Genomic DNA, 16,487 nt, shown 5'->3' with positions numbered 1-16,487 from the left:
GCCGTCACCCCCGCACCATCCGTCGTGCGGACGGTGCGGGGGTGGGGCGTGGTGGGGCGTGGTGGGGCGCGCGCTCAGAGGCGCTCGGGCGTCCGGATGCCCAGCAGGGACATGCCCTGGTGGAGCGTGCGGGCCGTCATGTCGCACAGGAAGAGGCGGTTCTCCACCTGGGCCGGGGTGTCGGCCTTGAGGACCGGGCACTTGTCGTAGAACGACGTGTACAGCGAGGCCAGTTGGTACAGGTACGCGGCCAGCTTGTGCGGGGCGTACTCCGCCGCCGCCTCGAAGACCGTGTCACCGAACGCGTCCACGTGCAGGCCCAGCGCCCGCTCCGCCGCGTGCAGCGCCAGCTCCGGGTGGGCGGCTGGGCGGACCTCCCCCGCCTTGCGGAGGATCGACTGGATCCGGGCGTACGCGTACTGGAGGTAGACGGACGTGTCGCCGTTCAGCGAGACCATCTGGTCCAGGTCGAACTTGTAGTCCCGGTTGGCGGAGGTCGACAGGTCGGCGTACTTCACCGCGCCGATGCCGACCTGCTGCGCCCGCTCCTGGATCTCGTCCTCGGTGAGGTCCTGCGCCTTCTCCCGGACGACCTGGGCGGCCCGCTGCACCGCCTCGTCCAGCAGGTCCTCCAGCCGTACGGTCTCACCCGCACGGGTCTTGAACGGCTTGCCGTCCGCGCCCAGCACCGTGCCGTAGCCCATGTTGTGCGCGGTGACGTCGTCGGTGAGCCAGCCCGCCCGCCGGGCCGTCTCGAAGACCATCTTGAAGTGCAGGGACTGCCGCACGTCCACGACGTAGATGAGGGACGTGGCGTGCAGCTCCTGGACCCGGTTGCGGATCGCCGTCAGGTCGGAGGCCGCGTAGCCGAAGCCGCCGTCCGCCTTCTGCACGATCAGCGGGACCGGCTGGTCGTCCTTGCCCCGGATGTCGTCGAAGAAGACGACCAGCGCGCCCTCGGAACGGACCGCGACACCCGTCTCCTCCAGGATCCGCGCGGTCTCCGGCATGCCGTCGTTGTACGCCGACTCGCCGACGATCTCGTCGTCCCGGACCTCCATGTCCAGCTTTTCGAAGACCGAGTAGAAGTAGACCTTCGACTCGTCCACGAACCGCTGCCACAGGTCGAGGGTCTCCTTGTCGCCGGACTGGAGGGCGACCACCCGCTTGCGGGCCCGCTCCTTGAACTCCTCGTCCGTGTCGAAGACCGCCCGGGACGCCTTGTAGACCCGGTTCAGGTTCGACATGGCCTGCTCGCCGTCCGTGTCGGTCTCCGCGGACAGCTGGTCCGGGTTCTCGATCAGGTACTGGATGAGCATGCCGAACTGGGTGCCCCAGTCGCCGATGTGGTGCCGGCCGATCGTCTTCTCGCCGGTGAAGTCGAGCATGCCGCGCAGGGCGTCGCCGATCACCGCGGACCGCAGGTGGCCGACGTGCATCTCCTTGGCGACGTTCGGCTGCGCGTAGTCGATGACCGTGACGCCGGGGGTCGCCTTCGGCGGGACGCCGAGGCGGTCGCCGTCCGCGTACCGGGCGGCCAGGTTCTCGGTGATCGCCCGGTCGGAGAGGGTGATGTTGAGGAAGCCGGGGCCGGAGACCTCGACGTCCTGGATCAGGGCCGCGCCGGTGGTGATGCGGGAGACGACCTGGGTGGCCAGGTCGCGGGGGTTGGCCTTGGCCTTCTTGGCGAGGGCGAGGATGCCGTTCGCCTGGTAGTCGGCCCGGTCGCTGCGTCGCAGCAGGGGGTCGACCGCGTCGGCTTCCGGCAGGGCGGAGGCGAGCGCGTCGGTGAGCTGCTGGTTGACGGAGTCGCTGAGGGACGTGACCGAGGCCATGGGGTAGGAGCCGTTCTCCTCGTGGGTGCGGGTAGACGGGTCCAGTATTTCACGGGGGGTAAAGGGGTTTTTGCGGCTACGGGGAGGGCGGGGGCGGTGCGTGGCCGGGTGCGGCGCAGCGGGGGCTGATCGCGCCCGCGCGGCGGAGCCGCATGTCGGCACGGTCCCGCGCCCCCAAGCGGCGGCTGCGCCGCCGATGGGGCCGGGGGTGAGGCAACCCCGTGGTCCTTACGGGGCTCTTGGATTATGGCGTTTTCATGGAAGGCGTGGTCCCTGGGACAATGGGGCCGTCAGCCGTGCGACCGTACCGGCTGTGCCGTGTCTGAAAGAAGGACGTGCCGATCGTGGCTCAGAGCACCGAGACCACCGACTGGGTCTCCCGTTTCGCGGATGAGGTCATCGAGGAGTCGGAGCGTCGGGCCCCGGGCAAACCGGTCGTCGTCGCGTCCGGGCTGTCCCCGTCGGGACCGATCCACCTCGGGAACCTCCGCGAGGTCATGACCCCGCACCTCGTCGCCGACGAGGTCAGGCGGCGCGGGTACCAGGTCCGGCACCTGATCTCGTGGGACGACTACGACCGGTACCGCAAGGTGCCGGCCGGCATCGCCGGGGTCGACGAGAGCTGGGCCGAGCACATCGGCAAGCCGCTCACCTCCGTGCCCGCCCCGCAGGGGTCCGCGTACCCGAACTGGGCCGAGCACTTCAAGGCCGCGATGATCGAGTCGCTGGCCGAGCTGGGCGTGGAGTTCGACGGGATCAGCCAGACGGCGCAGTACACCTCGGGCGTCTACCGCGAGCAGATCCTGCACGCCATGAAGCACCGCGGTGACATCGACGCGATCCTCGCGCAGTACCGGACCAAGCCGAAGACCGGCAAGAAGCCCCAGCAGAAGGCCGTCGACGAGGCCGAGCTGGAGGCCGAGGAGGGCTCGGGCGCGGCCGCCGAGGACGACGGCTCCTCCGGCTCCGCCGGGTACTTCCCGTACAAGCCGTACTGCGGCGGCTGCGGCAAGGACCTGACCACCGTCACCGCCTACGACGACGACACCACCGAGCTGACCTACACCTGCACCGCGTGCGGCTTCTCGGAGACCGTCCGGCTCAGCGAGTTCAACCGCGGCAAGCTGGTCTGGAAGGTCGACTGGCCGATGCGCTGGGCCTACGAGGGCGTCGTCTTCGAGCCGAGCGGCGTCGACCACTCGTCGCCCGGGTCCAGCTTCCAGGTGGGCGGCCAGATCGTCGGGATCTTCGGCGGGCAGCAGCCCATCGGGCCCATGTACGCCTTCGTCGGCATCAGCGGCATGGCGAAGATGTCCTCGTCCCGGGGCGGGGTGCCCACCCCGGCCGACGCCCTGAAGATCATGGAGCCGCAGATCCTGCGCTGGCTCTACGCCCGCCGCCGGCCCAACCAGTCCTTCAAGATCGCCTTCGACCAGGAGATCCAGCGGCTCTACGACGAGTGGGACAAGCTGGACGCGAAGGTCGCCGACGGGTCCGCGCTGCCCGGTGACATCGCCGCGCACTCGCGCGCCGTGCGGACGGCCGGGGGCGAGCTGCCGCGGACGCCCAGGCCGCTGCCGTACCGGACGCTCGCCTCCGTCGCCGACATCACCGCCGGGCACGAGGACCAGGCGTTGCGCATCCTCGGCGAGCTGGACCCCGAGCAGCCGCTGGACTCGCTGGCGGAGGTGCGGCCCCGGCTCGACAAGGCCGAGGCCTGGATCAACACCCAGGTACCGGCCGACCAGCGGACCATCGTCCGCGAGGAGCCGGACACCGAACTCCTGAAGTCCCTCGACGAGGCCTCCCAGCAGTCCGTACGACTGCTGCTCGACGGGCTCGCCGAGCACTGGTCGCTCGACGGGCTCACCCACCTCGTGTACGGGGTGCCCAAGGTGCAGGCCGGGTTCTCCGCCGACGCGACGCCGAAGGAACTGCCGCCGGAGATCAAGACCGCCCAGCGTTCGTTCTTCGCGCTGCTGTACCACCTGCTGGTGGGGCGTGACACCGGGCCGCGGCTGCCCACGCTGCTGCTCGCGGTCGGGCAGGACCGGGTACGGCACCTGCTCGGAGCGTAGGCCGGCATGAGGAAGGGGCCCTCCCGCTCGGGAGGGCCCCTTCCTCATGCCGTGGTACGGCCTACGCGATGTGGTCGTCCTGGAGTTCCGCCGTGTGGCGGTTCGTGAAGCGGTTGACCATGCGGTCTGCCTCGCGCTGCGGGAGCGTGGTGCCGAAGGTGGCCTCCACGTCGCCCCTGAACTGGCTGGAGCTGGGGTAACCGCCGTCGATCGACTTCTTGAAGACCAGGTAGTAGTCCTCCTCGGTCGGCTCGGTGCCGCCGCCCTCGCCCAGCTCACGGGTGCGCCCCGGGCCGGAGGGGATGGGGAAGCTGCCGGTCGTCTCCGAGGGCGACTCCTCGGGGCCGGGCCGCTGCTCCTGGAGAGGCTGTTCCCGGCGGAACCGTTGCTGGGCGAGCTGCTCCTGCTGGTACTGCTGCTGCTCGTACTGCTGCTGGTCGTACTGCCAGGCGGCGTACTCCTCCTCGGTGTACTGCGGCTCGTAGGGCGGCTCGTACGTCGGGTCGTAGCCGCCGTGGTACTCGATCTGCTGGGGGTCCCTGGCGTGCAGCCAGGGGTTCACCTCGGGCTCCGGCTCTGGCGCCTGTTCCGGTGCGGGTGCCGGTGCCGGGACCAGCGCGGGGCGCTGCCGGCCCTGAGGTGCCTCCGGGGCCGGGGCCTGGGCCTGGGTGGGGGCGGGGGCTGCCGCCGGGGCCGGGAGGAGCACCGGGATCTCGATGCCCGCCGCCGCCAGGCCCTCCGGGGCGGTGTCCGCCAGGGGAACGCCGTAGCGGGCCAGGCGCAGCGGCATCAGGGACTCCACCGGGGCCTTGCGACGCCAGGCGCGGCCGAAGCGGGAGCGGAGCCTCGCCTGGTAGACGAGACGTTCCTGCTCCAGCTTGATGACCTGGTCGTAGGAGCGCAGCTCCCACAGCTTCATGCGGCGCCACAGCAGGAACGTGGGGACCGGGGAGAGCAGCCAGCGGGTGAGGCGGACCCCCTCCATGTGCTTGTCCGCGGTGATGTCGGCGATCCGGCCGATCGCGTGCCGGGCCGCCTCGACGGCCACCACGAACAGGATCGGGATGACCGCGTGCATGCCCACGCCCAGCGGGTCCGGCCAGGCCGCCGCGCCGTTGAAGGCGATCGTCGCGATGGTCAGCAGCCAGGCCGTCTGCCGCAGCAGCGGGAAGGGGATGCGGATCCAGGTCAGCAACAGGTCCAGGGCGAGCAGGACGCAGATGCCCGCGTCGATGCCGATCGGGAAGACATACGCGAAGTTCCCGAAACCCTTCTTGATGGCCAGCTCACGGACGGCGGCGTACGAACCGGCGAAGCCGATGCCGGCGATGATCATCGCGCCGGTCACGACCACGCCGATGAGAACGCGGTGCATCCGGGTCAGCTGCATTGGCGCGGCCACCGGTACTCCCCTCCCCTTGCGTGTTGGTGCGCGCAACAGGGTGGCACATGTGTGCGGCGAACGTGGTGCCGGTCAGCTCTTCTTGGCTGACGACTTGGAGGGCGAAGCGGAGGCGGAGGGGGACTTCGAGGGTGCCGCGGAGGCCTTCCCGGAGGGGGTCGCGGAGGGCGAACTCGCGGGCGCGGAACCGCCGTTGGCGGTGGAAACCGACGCCACCGCGTCCTTCGCGGCCTGCACCGCGGCCTTCGTGAGCGTGTCGGCGTCCGGTGTCTTCTCACCGGCGAGACCCGCGCCGTTGTAGTCGACGGTGACGACCACGTTCGCGACGCGTGCCACGACCGTCTGCTGCTTGAAGGCGCCTTCCTTCTTCTTCAGGTCGTAGCGGACCGCGGTGGCCTGGTCGCCGGTCCCGCTCACCGGCTCCGACTTGGTGTTCTTGGCGCCCGCCACGGACTGGGCCTCCCGTACCTGGCTGGTGTAGTAGGCCTCCGCCTGCTGGTCGCCGCTGCCACGGCCGGCGTCCGAGTCGAAGCGGAGGAACGAGACGTTCAGCCAGCGGAACTGGGAGCCCTTCACGCCGTTGTTGTCCAGGCTGCTCCAGGAGCAACTGCCGCGCGTGGCAACATCGTCCGAGGTGCCCTCCTTGCCCGACTTCACGCCCTGCGGCACGAGCGAGGTGAGCGTCTGCTTCGACAGCACCGCGCACGGCTCGGGCAGCTTCTGGTACTTGGCCGCCTGGACGGTCGGCGAGGCGGCCGTGGCACCGGCGGGCGCGGTGGCGGTGTTCGTCGAGCCGCCGCCGGTGCCCTGTGCCGCGTCGCCCGAGCCGGAGGAGGAGCAGGCCGACGCGAACAGCGCGACGGCGGGGACGGCGGCCGCGCAGACGAGGGAGCGGCGGAGGCGCCCGGCCCGTCGCTCTGCGTTCCGTTCGTTCCGGGCGCGCTGGTCGTCTCGCTGGACTGCTACTCGCTGCATGGTTCCTTCACTCATACGTTCGGGGTTCCTGCGGTCGGATCGGGTCCGAGGGGCCACGGTACGCGGTGAGGAAGCTGTGCGGTTTTGGTTCACGCGCTTTGCGGGCGCGGTGCGCGGGGCGTGCGCGGGGCGTCAGCCGTTGAGGTCCTCGGCCAGTTGCGCGGCCAGTTTCTGCGCCCTGTCCTGCATTTCCTTGCTGTCCGGGACCGTTCCGGTGGCCATCGGCTGCTCCTCGTACTCGATGGTCACGACGACGTTGGACGTGCGGAACACCACAGTCACGGTCCGCTGTTCGGCCGTCGAGCCGGAGCCGCTGAGCTGGTCGTCGAGGTATGCCTGGTCGCCGAGGTCGGTGAGGACACGGGGCTGGAGGTCGGCCGAGGCGGTGGACGCGGAGGCGGACGCCGAGGTGGCGCCCGCGGCGTCGACGGAGGCGGCGGAGGACGACGGGGTCGACGACGCCGGGGCGGACGGGGCGGACGAGGAGGGGGCGGGGGACGCGGACGTCGAGTCGGACGGGGACGGCGACTCCGTCGCGGTCGGGGGCGCCGACTCGGGGATGTCGGCCGCCGTCTCCAGCTGCGTGTAGATGGTCTGCGCCTCGTTGTCGTCGCTGACCGCGTTGTCGTACGACACCACGCGCTCGAAGTCGACGGACAGCCGGTCCGTGGCGTCGGCGGACTCGACCTTCCAGCGGCAGCCGACCTTGCGGTCCGTGTCGTAGGTGAGGGTGGCGTCGCCCTGGTACGCCTTGTCGCGCTGGTCCGCGTCGGCGATCTGGGTGATGCCGGGGAGCAGGGAGTCCAGGGTGTCGTGGCTGACCGCGCCGCAGGGCTCGGGCAGGGTGCGGTACTTGCCCGGCTGGGCGGCGACGGTGGAGGTGCCCGTGTCCGCGTTCTTGTCGGTGGTGTCGTCCCCGCCGCTGGTACCGCTCGTGCAGCCGGCCAGCAGCGCCGCGAGAAGGGCGGCGGTGCCGGTTACGTACGCCTTCCGCTGCACGGTCAGGCTCCTTTCCGTTCACTGGGTCGCTCGGTCCTGCACCCGTGTCCCCCACTGGTTAATCGCTTGCCGCAGTGGGGCGGCCCCTGAAGACAATGTGTATCGCACGCACTGCCGTGAACGCCGGTCTCTTGTCCGATTTCAGCGACCTAGGCGATGCATTTGCGTTTCAAGTCATTTATTCTTTCTGTCATTTTTGTTGTGCTGTTCGCGGGGGAATGAGGAAGTCATGTCGTACGTGGAGATGCCGGGCGCGAAGGTGCCGATCCGGATGTGGACCGACCCGGCGACCGTCGAGGAGGTCGCGCTCCAGCAACTGCGCAACGTCGCGACCCTGCCGTGGATCGAGGGCCTCGCGGTGATGCCGGACGTCCACTACGGGAAGGGTGCGACGGTCGGGTCGGTCATCGCGATGCGCGGGGCGGTGTGCCCGGCGGCGGTCGGCGTCGACATCGGCTGCGGCATGTCGGCGGTGCGGACGTCCCTCACGGCGAACGACCTGCCGGGCGACCTGTCCCGGCTGCGCTCGAGGATCGAGCAGGCGATTCCGGTGGGCCGGGGGATGCATGCGGATCCGGTGGAGCCGGGGGAGTTCCACGGCCTGGCGACGACCGGGTGGGGGGAGTTCTGGGGGCGGTTCGGTGGGGTGGCGGACGCGGTCAAGTTCCGTGCGGAGCGGGCGCGTCAGCAGATGGGGACGCTTGGCGGCGGAAATCATTTCATAGAGGTTTGTACTGATTCAACCGGTTCTGTGTGGCTCATGCTGCACTCCGGTTCCCGCAACATCGGCAAGGAACTCGCCGAGCACCACATCGGTGTGGCCCGGGAACTTCCGCACAACCAGGGCCTGGTCGACCGCGACCTCGCCGTCTTCGTCGCGGACACCCCGCAGATGACCGCGTACGAGCACGATCTCTACTGGGCCCAGGAATACGCGAAGTACAACCGGTCGATCATGATGGCCCTCCTCAAGGACGTGATCCGCAAGGAGTTCAAGAAGGCCAGGGTCTCCTTCGAACCCGAGGTGAGCTGCCATCACAACTACGTGAGCCGCGAGCGCTACGGGGGCGTGGACCTGCTCGTGACCCGTAAGGGAGCGATCCGGGCCGGATCCGGGGAGTACGGGATCATCCCGGGCTCGATGGGCACGGGTTCGTACATCGTGAAGGGACTCGGGAACGAACTGTCCTTCAACTCCGCCTCGCACGGGGCCGGTCGGCGCATGAGCCGGAACGCGGCCAAGCGGCGCTTCTCGACGAGGGACCTGGAGGAGCAGACCCGGGGCGTGGAGTGCCGTAAGGATTCCGGCGTCGTGGACGAGATCCCGGGCGCCTACAAGTCGATCGACCAGGTCATCGACCAGCAGCGGGACCTGGTGGAGGTCGTGGCCAAGCTCAAGCAGGTCGTCTGCGTGAAGGGCTGACCGTGCGGTCCGTCACTTCGCGTGGCGGACCGCGTAGATCATGACGAACGCGAGGAAGTGGATGCCGAAGAGGAAGTAGGCCAGGAAGTACCAGACCTGGCGTTCGTTCTTGGTCTCCTGGGCCAGGCGGGCCTGTTCCAGGGACTTCTCCAGGTTCTCCAGGGCCTGCGTGGGGTCGTCCTCCGGGGGCGTGGCTTCCGGGGGCGTGGCTTCCGGGGTCACAGCTCTCGGTGGACCTTGGTGTTCGAGGCCTGGGCGCGGGGGCGCAGGACCAGGAGGTCCACGTTGACGTGGCTCGGGCGGGTCACCGTCCAGGCGATGGTGTCGGCCACGTCGTCCGCGGTCAGGGGTTCGGCGACGCCCTGGTAGACCTTCGCCGCCTTCTCCTCGTCGCCGCCGAAGCGGGTCAGCGCGAACTCGTCCGTCTTGACCATGCCCGGTGCGATCTCGATGACCCGGACCGGCTTGCCGACGATCTCCAGGCGGAGCGTCTCCGCGAGGACGTGGGCGCCGTGCTTGGCGGCGACGTAACCGCCGCCGCCCTCGTAGGTGCCGTGGCCCGCGGTGGAGGAGACGATCACCACCGTGCCGTCGCCGCTCGCCTCCAGCTTGGGCAGCAGGGCCTGGGTGACGTTGAGGGTGCCGATGACGTTCGTCTCGTACATCGTGCGCCAGTCGGCCGGGTCGCCGGTGGCCACCGGGTCGGCGCCGAGGGCGCCGCCGGCGTTGTTCACGAGGACGGCGATCGACGTGAACGCGGTGGCGAACTCGTCCACGGCCGCGCGGTCCGTCACGTCCAGGGGGTAGGCCGTGGCCTCGTGCCCCGCCTCCGTGAGCTCCTTGGCCAGGGCCTCGATGCGGTCCTCGCGGCGGGCGGTGAGGACGACGCGGTAGCCGGCGGCGGCGAGGCTGCGGGCGGTCGCGGCGCCGATTCCGCTGCTCGCGCCGGTGACTACCGCGATGCGGGAGGGGGCCATGGGGTGCTCCTCGGCGAGGGTGCGTGTGCGGGTTGTCGGGGGTGAGTCTAGGCGCCGTGGGGATCGAGGTAGCGGGCGGCCGCGGGTCCGTCGTGGCCGTTCGCGCAGTTCCTCCCCCAGCCTTCGGCCGGGGGCACCCCCAGCGCCCCTGAAGGGGCCGCTCAGCTCGCGTCAGTGGCCTCGTGGGGCCCACATGATGACCGCCATTCCGGCCAGGCAGATCGCCGCTCCCGTGATGTCCCAGCGGTCCGGGCGGTAGCCGTCCGCCGCCATGCCCCACAGGATCGAGCCCGCGACGAAGATTCCGCCGTACGCCGCCAGGATGCGGCCGAAGTGGGCGTCCGGCTGGAAGGTGGCGACGAAGCCGTAGGCGCCCAGGGAGACGATGCCGCCGGCGATCCAGAGCCAGCCGCGGTGTTCCCGTACGCCCTGCCAGACCAGCCAGGCGCCGCCGATCTCGAAGACGGCGGCGACGACGAACAGGGCGGCGGAGCGGAGGATCAGCATGGCAGCAGCCTGCCACTTCGCGGCCGTGTCACCTGATGGAGGGCGCCTGCGGCGGGGACCCGGTGGCATACATCCGTACGAACGGCCGGAGACGGACCGGGTGGCACGGATGGAACGGACGGGTGGCATGGACGTACGTCGTCGGGGGCTCGCGGTGGCCGTGGGCGCGCTGATGCTGGGCGGTGGCGGGACCGCCTGGGCCGGGGACGCCGATCTGGAGGTGCACGGGTCCGTCGTGATGCGCGGGGACCTGGCGCAGGTCCGGGTGACCCCGCACGACCACGGGCCGGACGCCGTGACCGGTGCCAGTGTGCGGCTGCGCTGGTCGGCGCCGCTGGCGGACGGCCAGATGCTCCCGGACCGGTGTGCGCGCACCGGCGACCGGGAGGTGGTGTGCGGCACCGGTCCGCTGGCCGTGGACGTGCCGGGCGAGCAGCTGGTGGTTCCGGTACGGCTGCGGGAGCGGCCGGCGGAGGTGGTGCTGGAGGTGGACCTGGTGTGGGGCGGAGGCGCGGTGGACCACGACCGTACGAACGACTCGCAGCGGGTGCTGGTGCTGGCGACCGGTGACGCGTACGCGTTCTGACCCGGCCGCTCAGCCGTACACCTGCTTCTTGAGGTTCGCGATCCGGCGGGCCTCCGCCACCTTCTCCGGCCCCTGGAACCTGCTCAGGTGGGCGGCCATCGCGATCGGGTCCTGGACCGAGAGAAGGAACTCGGCCATCTCCTCGTTCCTGACCACTTCGCGGAACTCGCCCTCGGTGAGCGCGACTATGCCCTCCGCCAGCGAGTCCCTGCGCTCGACCGCGACGATGTCGTAGGGCGCGCCCTGTCTCGAGATCCAGCCGAACTCGCTCTGCGACCCCTTCATCAGGTACTTCCGCTTGATCCGGATGGTGAGCAGGTATCCGAACCGGGCTTCCGTCGCGAACTGGAGGGCCGTCGTGGGATTCGTGGAGAACTCGATCAGCTGTGCGGTGTTGTCGTTGCGATGCTGGCTCGTGTACTCGTAGACGTGCGTCGGGTCGGGGCGGGTGGCGTTCTCGTCGGGCTGCCTGAGAATCGCCGGGAAGCTGACGAACGAGCCGCGGATGATCTCCTTCTGGAGATGCATCCGCTGCGTGGGCGTCACGCCGCGCTTCAGGATGACTTCCTCTTCGCTGTCCTCGGGCAACTGCGCGATGTGATCCTCGATGCTGGCGTCCGCCGCCTTGCTCTCCAGCGCGAGCCGCCGTCCGCCCTGGGGTGCCTCCGAGGACTCCCCTTCCTCCGGCATCCGCTGGACGGGTCCGTGCGAGTCGTTCGCCGCCGCACGCGGGGCGGCGAGGGAGGGGGCGGTCGCCTGGCCCGCGGCGTAGGCGTTGCCGTCCCGCTCGGCCGCCTGTTCGGAGTCCTGCCTCGGGTCGGTGATGGTGACGCCGGCGCCGTTGCTGTTGCCGGTCTCGGGCAGTCCCTTGAGGTTCTTGTCGACGTGGCTGAGTTCGTGGCCGATCAGCTTGTCGTCGCCCGCGGTGCCGGCGGAGAGGAAGATGTGGTTGCCGACGGTCATGGCCTGGGCGCCCATCGCGGCCGTGGCGCGCTGGGCGACCGCGTCGCGGTGGACGCGGGTGGAGGAGAGCCGGTCGTTCTGGTAGAAGGCCCCGGCCTTCGCCACGACCGACGAGGGCAGTGACTCGCTCGACGAGCTCATGGCAGCGGCCAGCAGGGCGCTCTGCCCTTCCGGGCTGGTGTCGTGCACCTCGCCGTGGCCGTGCTCGTCCTCGGTGCGCGCGACGGTGCCGCCCGGTACGGAGCGCTGGACCGGCGGCTGCGACGACCGGTGCCCGCATGCCGGGCCGTGCTGGTGCCGGTCCTGTGCGCCCGGGTGTCCGGACCGCCGCAGCATCTCGACGACCGCCTGGTTACCGGCGCGGCTCTGTTCGGCGAGCATCCGCTGCACCGCCGTTCCGGCGGTCGTCGGGATCGCTCTCGGTCGCTGAGGTGCCCGCCGTTGCCCGGTCGTGGTGTTCTCGTCGCGGGCGAGTCCCATGTGTTCCTTCCTCCGACGGTCAAGGCGAATCAAACCCTCACCCTCACACGAGGAAGGTCCGCGTTCCCAGGGGTGCGGGGGCAGACTTGCCGCCCTATCGGGCAGAAGGCGTGGGGAATAGGTGGCGGTGGGGTCTCGTTCTCCGGGTATAGTTGAATCGTAAACAACCTGGAGGGTGAGCGAGCATGCAGTTCGGGATCTTCACGGTCGGCGACGTCACGCCGGACCCGACCACGGGACGCACGCCGACCGAGCGGGAGCGCATCAAGGCGATGGTCGCGATCGCGCTGAAGGCCGAGGAGGTCGGGCTCGACGTCTTCGCGACCGGTGAGCACCACAACCCGCCGTTCGTGCCGTCGTCGCCGACCACCATGCTCGGTTACGTCGCCGCGCGCACGGAGAAGCTGGTCCTCTCCACCTCCACCACCCTCATCACCACCAACGACCCGGTGAAGATCGCCGAGGACTTCGCGATGCTCCAGCACCTGGCCGACGGCCGGGTGGACCTGATGATGGGCCGCGGCAACACCGGCCCGGTCTATCCCTGGTTCGGGCAGGACATCCGCGAGGGCATCAACCTCGCCATCGAGAACTACGCCCTGCTGCGCCGGCTGTGGCGCGAGGACGTCGTCGACTGGGAGGGCAAGTTCCGCACGCCGTTGCAGGGCTTCACCTCCACCCCGCGGCCGATGGACGACGTGCCGCCGTTCGTCTGGCACGGCTCGATCCGCTCGCCCGAGATAGCCGAGCAGGCCGCGTACTACGGCGACGGCTTCTTCCACAACAACATCTTCTGGCCCGCCGACCACACCAAGCGGATGGTCGAGTTCTACCGGAAGCGGTTCGCGCACTACGGGCACGGCACGCCCGAGCAGGCGATCGTCGGCCTCGGCGGCCAGGTGTTCATGCGGAAGAACTCGCAGGACGCGGTGCGCGAGTTCCGGCCGTACTTCGACAACGCGCCGGTCTACGGCCACGGGCCCTCCCTGGAGGACTTCACCGACCAGACCCCGCTGACCGTGGGCTCGCCGCAGCAGGTGATCGAGAAGACGCTGTCCTTCCGCGAGTACGCCGGCGACTACCAGCGCCAGCTGTTCCTGATGGACCACGCGGGACTGCCGCTCAAGACGGTCCTGGAGCAGCTCGACATGCTCGGCGAGGAGGTCGTGCCGGTCCTGCGCGAGGAGTTCGCGAAGGGCCGCCCGGCGGACGTCCCCGAGGCACCCACCCACGCGTCGCTCGTCGCCGCCGCCACGGCGGTCGCGGAGAAGGAGGAGGTCCAGGCATGAAGCTCGTCGTCGTCTCGGCGGGGCTGAGCGTGCCCTCGTCCACCCGGCTGCTGGCCGACCGGCTGGCCGCCGCGGTGGGCCGGGCCCCGGCCGGCGCCGGAGTGGAGGTCGAGGTCGTGGAGTTGCGCGACCTCGCGGTGGAGATCGCGCACAACTTCACCAACGGGTTCCCGGGGCGGAAGCTGGCGGCCGCCCTGGCGGCGGTGACCGAGGCGGACGGCCTGATCGCCGTGACCCCGGTGTTCACGGCGTCGTACAGCGGACTGTTCAAGTCGTTCTTCGACGTGCTCGACAAGGAGGCGCTGGTCGGCAAGCCGGTGCTGATCGCGGCGACCGGGGGCACGGCCCGGCACTCGCTGGTCCTGGAGCACGCGCTGCGGCCGATGTTCGCCTACCTGCGGGCCGTGGTCGTACCGACGGGCGTCTACGCGGCGTCCGAGGACTGGGGCGCGCAGGGCCTGGAGGGCCGGGTCGAGCGGGCGGCGGGGGAGCTGGCGGCGCTGATGTCCGGGCTGTCGGGCGTCACACCCCGCAAGCCGGACGCCGACCTGCCGGTGGTGCCGTTCGCGGAGCAGCTGGCGAGGCTGGCCGCCGGCTGAGGAGGCCCGGGGCGCGGGGGCCCGCGCGACCGGCCCCGCTCACCCGAAGCGGAATCTCGACGCGGGTTCCGTTGTGACGGTGAGAGGCAGGTAAAAAGGGTGATCGTAGACCCGCTGACCCCGGCCAACCACCGACGGCCTTGGCAGACTGGGGACGTGCCCCAGACTGTGCTGCTCGCCGAAGACGACCGCGCCATCCGCCACGCCCTGGAGCGGGCCCTCACCCTGGAGGGTTACGAGGTGACCGCGGTCGCGGACGGCGTGGAAGCCTTGGCGCACGCCCACCGCACCCACCCCGACGTCCTCCTCCTCGACGTGATGATGCCCGGCATCGACGGCCTGCAGGTCTGCCGGGTCCTGCGCGCCGAGGGCGACCGCACCCCGATCCTCATGCTGACCGCGCTGGTCGAGACCGCCGACCGGATCGCGGGCCTGGACGCCGGCGCCGACGACTACGTGGTCAAGCCCTTCGACGTCGAGGAGGTCTTCGCCCGGCTGCGCGCGCTGCTGCGCCGCACCTCCCCGGTGCCGGCCGGCGGTGGCGGCGGTGCCGGGGTGTCCGTCGGCGCCGACTCCGGGCGCGAGCCGCAGATCTCCGACCGGCAGATCGAGGCGGCCGGCCTGCGCATGGACCTCCAGGCCCGCCGGGCCTGGCGCGGCCGCCGCGAGCTGGAGCTGACCCGCACCGAGTTCGAACTCCTCGAACTGCTCGCCCGCAACGCGGGGATCGTCCTCGACCACTCCACGATCTACGACCGCATCTGGGGCTACGACTTCGGCCCCGGCTCCAAGAACCTCGCCGTCTACGTCGGCTACCTGCGCCGCAAGCTCGACGAGCCCGGTGCCCCGCAGCTGATCCACACCGTGCGGGGCGTGGGTTACGTGCTGCGGGAGGACTGAGTGGGCCGCCTCGGGCGGCCGGAGCGGATCGGACGGATGCTGGCCCGCCGGCGGCCGGGACTCGTCTCCCTGCGCACCACCTTCGTCGTCTCCTTCGCGGCGGTCACCGCGGCCGTCACGATCGTCGTCGGCATCCTGTCGTACAACGCCGCCGCCCGGCTGGTCCGCGTCGACCAGCAGTCGGTGTTCACGCAGGTCGTCTCCGACGTCCAGGGCGAGGTCAAGCAGCACCGGATGATGCCGGACGACTTCTCCTCCTCGCGGCCCGGACACGACCTGGTCCGGCCCGCCCGCACCGACGTCCAGGTGCTCGGCGCGCGGGGTGAGATCGTCGACCACGGCAGCCCGGTGCTGCCGGTCACCGCCCGGGACCGGGCCGCGGCCACGGCCAGGGCCGCCGGGAAGACGGTCGAGCACAAGGACGTCCGGGTCGGTGAGGACCTGTTCCGGATCGCCACGGTCGCGCTCGGCGACGGGCGGGGCGCGGTGCAGGTGGCGCAGGAGTTCAGCGACACCGAGGACCTGCTGCGGGCGCTCCAGCAGCGGACGCTGGCGCTGATGGCGGCGGTCGTGGTCGCCGCCGGGCTGATCGGCTGGTGGCTGGCCCGACGGATCACCCGTCGGCTGGTGATCCTGACCTCGGCCGCGGAGGACGTGGCCCGCACCCGGCAGCTCGGCATCCAGGTGCCGGTGACCGGTCTGGACGAGGTGGGGCGGCTGGGCCGCGCCTTCGACCGGATGCTGGGCCGCCTCGCCCAGTCGGAGGAGGACCAGCGGCGGCTGGTCCAGGACGCCGGGCACGAACTCCGCACGCCCCTCACCTCCCTGCGCACGAACATCTCCCTGCTCCGCCGTATCGACGAACTCCCGCCCGCCACCCGTGACGAACTCGTCGCCGACCTGGGCCAGGAGGCGCGTGAGCTGACCGACCTGGTCAACGAGCTGGTCGACCTGGCGGCCGGGCAGTCGGACACGGAGCCGCCGCAGCACGTGGACCTCGTCGACATCGCGGAGGAGGTGGCCGTGCTGGCCAGGCGCCGTACCGGCCGGGAGATCCTGCTCCGCTTCAGCGGGGACACGACCACCGACGGCCGCCCCGGGATGCTGCAACGGGCCATGTCCAACCTGGTGGAGAACGCGGCCAAGTTCGACCGGGACGGCAAGGCCCCCATCGAGCTCAGGATCACCGGCCCCGCCCGGCCCGGCGCGGTCCGCGTGGAGGTCCTGGACCGGGGCCCCGGCATCGCCGAGGGCGACCTGATCCGCATCTTCGACCGCTTCTACCGCGCCGCCGACGCCCGCTCCCTGCCCGGCTCCGGCCTCGGCCTCTCCATCGTCCGCGAGGTGGCCATGGCCCACGGCGGCGCCCCCTTCGCCTCCCGCCGGGAGGGCGGCGGCGCGGTGATCGGGTTCACGGTGGGCGGGGGCTTCACGAGCGGCGAACCCCGCGTCTGACCCGTGGGGACAGGGCTCC

At 70.8% G+C, this 16,487-nt stretch carries 15 protein-coding genes; 7 read left to right on the top strand and 8 right to left on the bottom strand.

Annotated features, from left to right (window positions below):
• Positions 1-74: 74 nt before the first annotated feature.
• Positions 75-1,835: an arginine--tRNA ligase gene (argS, locus tag ACZ3KP_RS37885; protein WP_467505320.1), complete on the bottom strand. Its 1,761-nt coding sequence runs from the start codon at positions 1,833-1,835 to the stop codon at positions 75-77.
• 335 nt (positions 1,836-2,170) lie between these two features.
• On the opposite strand from argS, the gene lysS reads away from it, so the two are divergent.
• Positions 2,171-3,913: a lysine--tRNA ligase gene (gene lysS, locus ACZ3KP_RS37880; RefSeq protein ID WP_467505318.1), complete on the top strand. Its 1,743-nt coding sequence runs from the start codon at positions 2,171-2,173 to the stop codon at positions 3,911-3,913.
• 61 nt (positions 3,914-3,974) lie between these two features.
• Here lysS and ACZ3KP_RS37875 read toward each other — a convergent pair whose 3' ends face one another.
• The 3 genes from ACZ3KP_RS37875 to ACZ3KP_RS37865 all read right to left on the bottom strand — a co-directional run bounded on the left by ACZ3KP_RS37875 (position 3,975) and on the right by ACZ3KP_RS37865 (position 7,289).
• Positions 3,975-5,288 (bottom strand): DUF2637 domain-containing protein, encoded by a 1,314-nt coding sequence (locus tag ACZ3KP_RS37875; protein WP_467505395.1) that lies wholly within the window; start codon positions 5,286-5,288, stop codon positions 3,975-3,977.
• 99 nt (positions 5,289-5,387) lie between these two features.
• The gene (locus ACZ3KP_RS37870; protein ID WP_467505317.1) at positions 5,388-6,290 is read right to left on the bottom strand and encodes a DUF3558 domain-containing protein; all 903 of its coding nucleotides are present in this window, start codon (positions 6,288-6,290) and stop codon (positions 5,388-5,390) included.
• A 132-nt stretch (positions 6,291-6,422) separates the two neighbouring features.
• Positions 6,423-7,289, bottom strand: a complete 867-nt coding sequence (locus tag ACZ3KP_RS37865; protein ID WP_467505315.1) for a DUF3558 domain-containing protein — start codon at positions 7,287-7,289, stop codon at positions 6,423-6,425.
• Between the two features lie 229 nt (positions 7,290-7,518).
• On the opposite strand from ACZ3KP_RS37865, the gene ACZ3KP_RS37860 reads away from it, so the two are divergent.
• Positions 7,519-8,712: an RtcB family protein gene (locus ACZ3KP_RS37860; protein WP_467505314.1), complete on the top strand. Its 1,194-nt coding sequence runs from the start codon at positions 7,519-7,521 to the stop codon at positions 8,710-8,712.
• A 12-nt stretch (positions 8,713-8,724) separates the two neighbouring features.
• Here ACZ3KP_RS37860 and ACZ3KP_RS37855 read toward each other — a convergent pair whose 3' ends face one another.
• From ACZ3KP_RS37855 to ACZ3KP_RS37845, 3 genes are all read right to left on the bottom strand, one after another.
• Positions 8,725-8,934 (bottom strand): hypothetical protein, encoded by a 210-nt coding sequence (locus ACZ3KP_RS37855; protein ID WP_467505397.1) that lies wholly within the window; start codon positions 8,932-8,934, stop codon positions 8,725-8,727.
• Positions 8,931-9,689, bottom strand: a complete 759-nt coding sequence (locus tag ACZ3KP_RS37850) for an SDR family oxidoreductase (RefSeq protein ID WP_358984822.1) — start codon at positions 9,687-9,689, stop codon at positions 8,931-8,933. The genes ACZ3KP_RS37855 and ACZ3KP_RS37850 overlap by 4 nt, the downstream gene beginning before the upstream one ends.
• 171 nt (positions 9,690-9,860) lie before the next feature.
• Positions 9,861-10,196, bottom strand: coding sequence for a YnfA family protein (locus tag ACZ3KP_RS37845; protein ID WP_467505312.1), 336 nt, complete (start codon positions 10,194-10,196; stop codon positions 9,861-9,863).
• Between the two features lie 127 nt (positions 10,197-10,323).
• On the opposite strand from ACZ3KP_RS37845, the gene ACZ3KP_RS37840 reads away from it, so the two are divergent.
• Positions 10,324-10,782, top strand: a complete 459-nt coding sequence (locus ACZ3KP_RS37840) for a hypothetical protein (protein WP_467505311.1) — start codon at positions 10,324-10,326, stop codon at positions 10,780-10,782.
• A gap of 9 nt (positions 10,783-10,791) precedes the next feature.
• On the opposite strand, the gene ACZ3KP_RS37835 is transcribed toward ACZ3KP_RS37840, so the two are convergent.
• Complete coding sequence (locus ACZ3KP_RS37835) at positions 10,792-12,225, bottom strand: eCIS core domain-containing protein (protein ID WP_467505309.1); 1,434 nt, start codon at positions 12,223-12,225, stop codon at positions 10,792-10,794.
• A 185-nt stretch (positions 12,226-12,410) separates the two neighbouring features.
• On the opposite strand from ACZ3KP_RS37835, the gene ACZ3KP_RS37830 reads away from it, so the two are divergent.
• The 4 genes from ACZ3KP_RS37830 (at position 12,411) to ACZ3KP_RS37815 (ending at position 16,468) form a co-directional block, all read left to right on the top strand.
• Positions 12,411-13,514 carry an LLM class flavin-dependent oxidoreductase gene (locus tag ACZ3KP_RS37830; RefSeq protein WP_467505307.1) on the top strand — a complete coding sequence of 368 codons (1,104 nt, stop codon included), beginning with the start codon at positions 12,411-12,413 and terminating at the stop codon, positions 13,512-13,514.
• On the top strand, positions 13,511-14,113 hold the full coding sequence (locus ACZ3KP_RS37825) for an FMN reductase (protein ID WP_467505305.1): 603 nt from the start codon (positions 13,511-13,513) through the stop codon (positions 14,111-14,113). Before ACZ3KP_RS37830 ends, ACZ3KP_RS37825 begins: the two co-directional genes overlap by 4 nt.
• A gap of 156 nt (positions 14,114-14,269) precedes the next feature.
• Complete coding sequence (locus ACZ3KP_RS37820; protein WP_467505304.1) at positions 14,270-15,013, top strand: response regulator transcription factor; 744 nt, start codon at positions 14,270-14,272, stop codon at positions 15,011-15,013.
• A gap of 36 nt (positions 15,014-15,049) precedes the next feature.
• On the top strand, positions 15,050-16,468 hold the full coding sequence (locus ACZ3KP_RS37815; RefSeq protein WP_467505393.1) for a sensor histidine kinase: 1,419 nt from the start codon (positions 15,050-15,052) through the stop codon (positions 16,466-16,468).
• Positions 16,469-16,487 lie beyond the last annotated feature (19 nt).

The sequence above is a fragment of the Streptomyces sp. NPDC020958 genome, assembly GCF_055562175.1.
Note: the sequence above shows the minus strand (reverse complement) of the source record. Positions and strands in the feature narration are given on the sequence as shown.

Bases quoted from the DNA above. Each gene is read 5' to 3' on its own strand.
- ACZ3KP_RS37845 (WP_467505312.1), bottom strand. From the start codon at position 10,196: ATGCTGATCCTCCGCTCCGCCGCCCTGTTCGTCGTCGCCGCCGTCTTC.
- ACZ3KP_RS37835 (WP_467505309.1), bottom strand. From the start codon at position 12,225: ATGGGACTCGCCCGCGACGAGAACACCACGACCGGGCAACGGCGGGCA.
- ACZ3KP_RS37825 (WP_467505305.1), top strand. From the start codon at position 13,511: ATGAAGCTCGTCGTCGTCTCGGCGGGGCTGAGCGTGCCCTCGTCCACC.
- ACZ3KP_RS37840 (WP_467505311.1), top strand. From the start codon at position 10,324: ATGGACGTACGTCGTCGGGGGCTCGCGGTGGCCGTGGGCGCGCTGATG.
- ACZ3KP_RS37830 (WP_467505307.1), top strand. From the start codon at position 12,411: ATGCAGTTCGGGATCTTCACGGTCGGCGACGTCACGCCGGACCCGACC.
- ACZ3KP_RS37850 (WP_358984822.1), bottom strand. From the start codon at position 9,689: ATGGCCCCCTCCCGCATCGCGGTAGTCACCGGCGCGAGCAGCGGAATC.
- ACZ3KP_RS37870 (WP_467505317.1), bottom strand. From the start codon at position 6,290: ATGCAGCGAGTAGCAGTCCAGCGAGACGACCAGCGCGCCCGGAACGAA.
- ACZ3KP_RS37860 (WP_467505314.1), top strand. From the start codon at position 7,519: ATGTCGTACGTGGAGATGCCGGGCGCGAAGGTGCCGATCCGGATGTGG.
- argS (WP_467505320.1), bottom strand. From the start codon at position 1,835: ATGGCCTCGGTCACGTCCCTCAGCGACTCCGTCAACCAGCAGCTCACC.
- ACZ3KP_RS37815 (WP_467505393.1), top strand. From the start codon at position 15,050: ATGCTGGCCCGCCGGCGGCCGGGACTCGTCTCCCTGCGCACCACCTTC.
- ACZ3KP_RS37875 (WP_467505395.1), bottom strand. From the start codon at position 5,288: ATGCACCGCGTTCTCATCGGCGTGGTCGTGACCGGCGCGATGATCATC.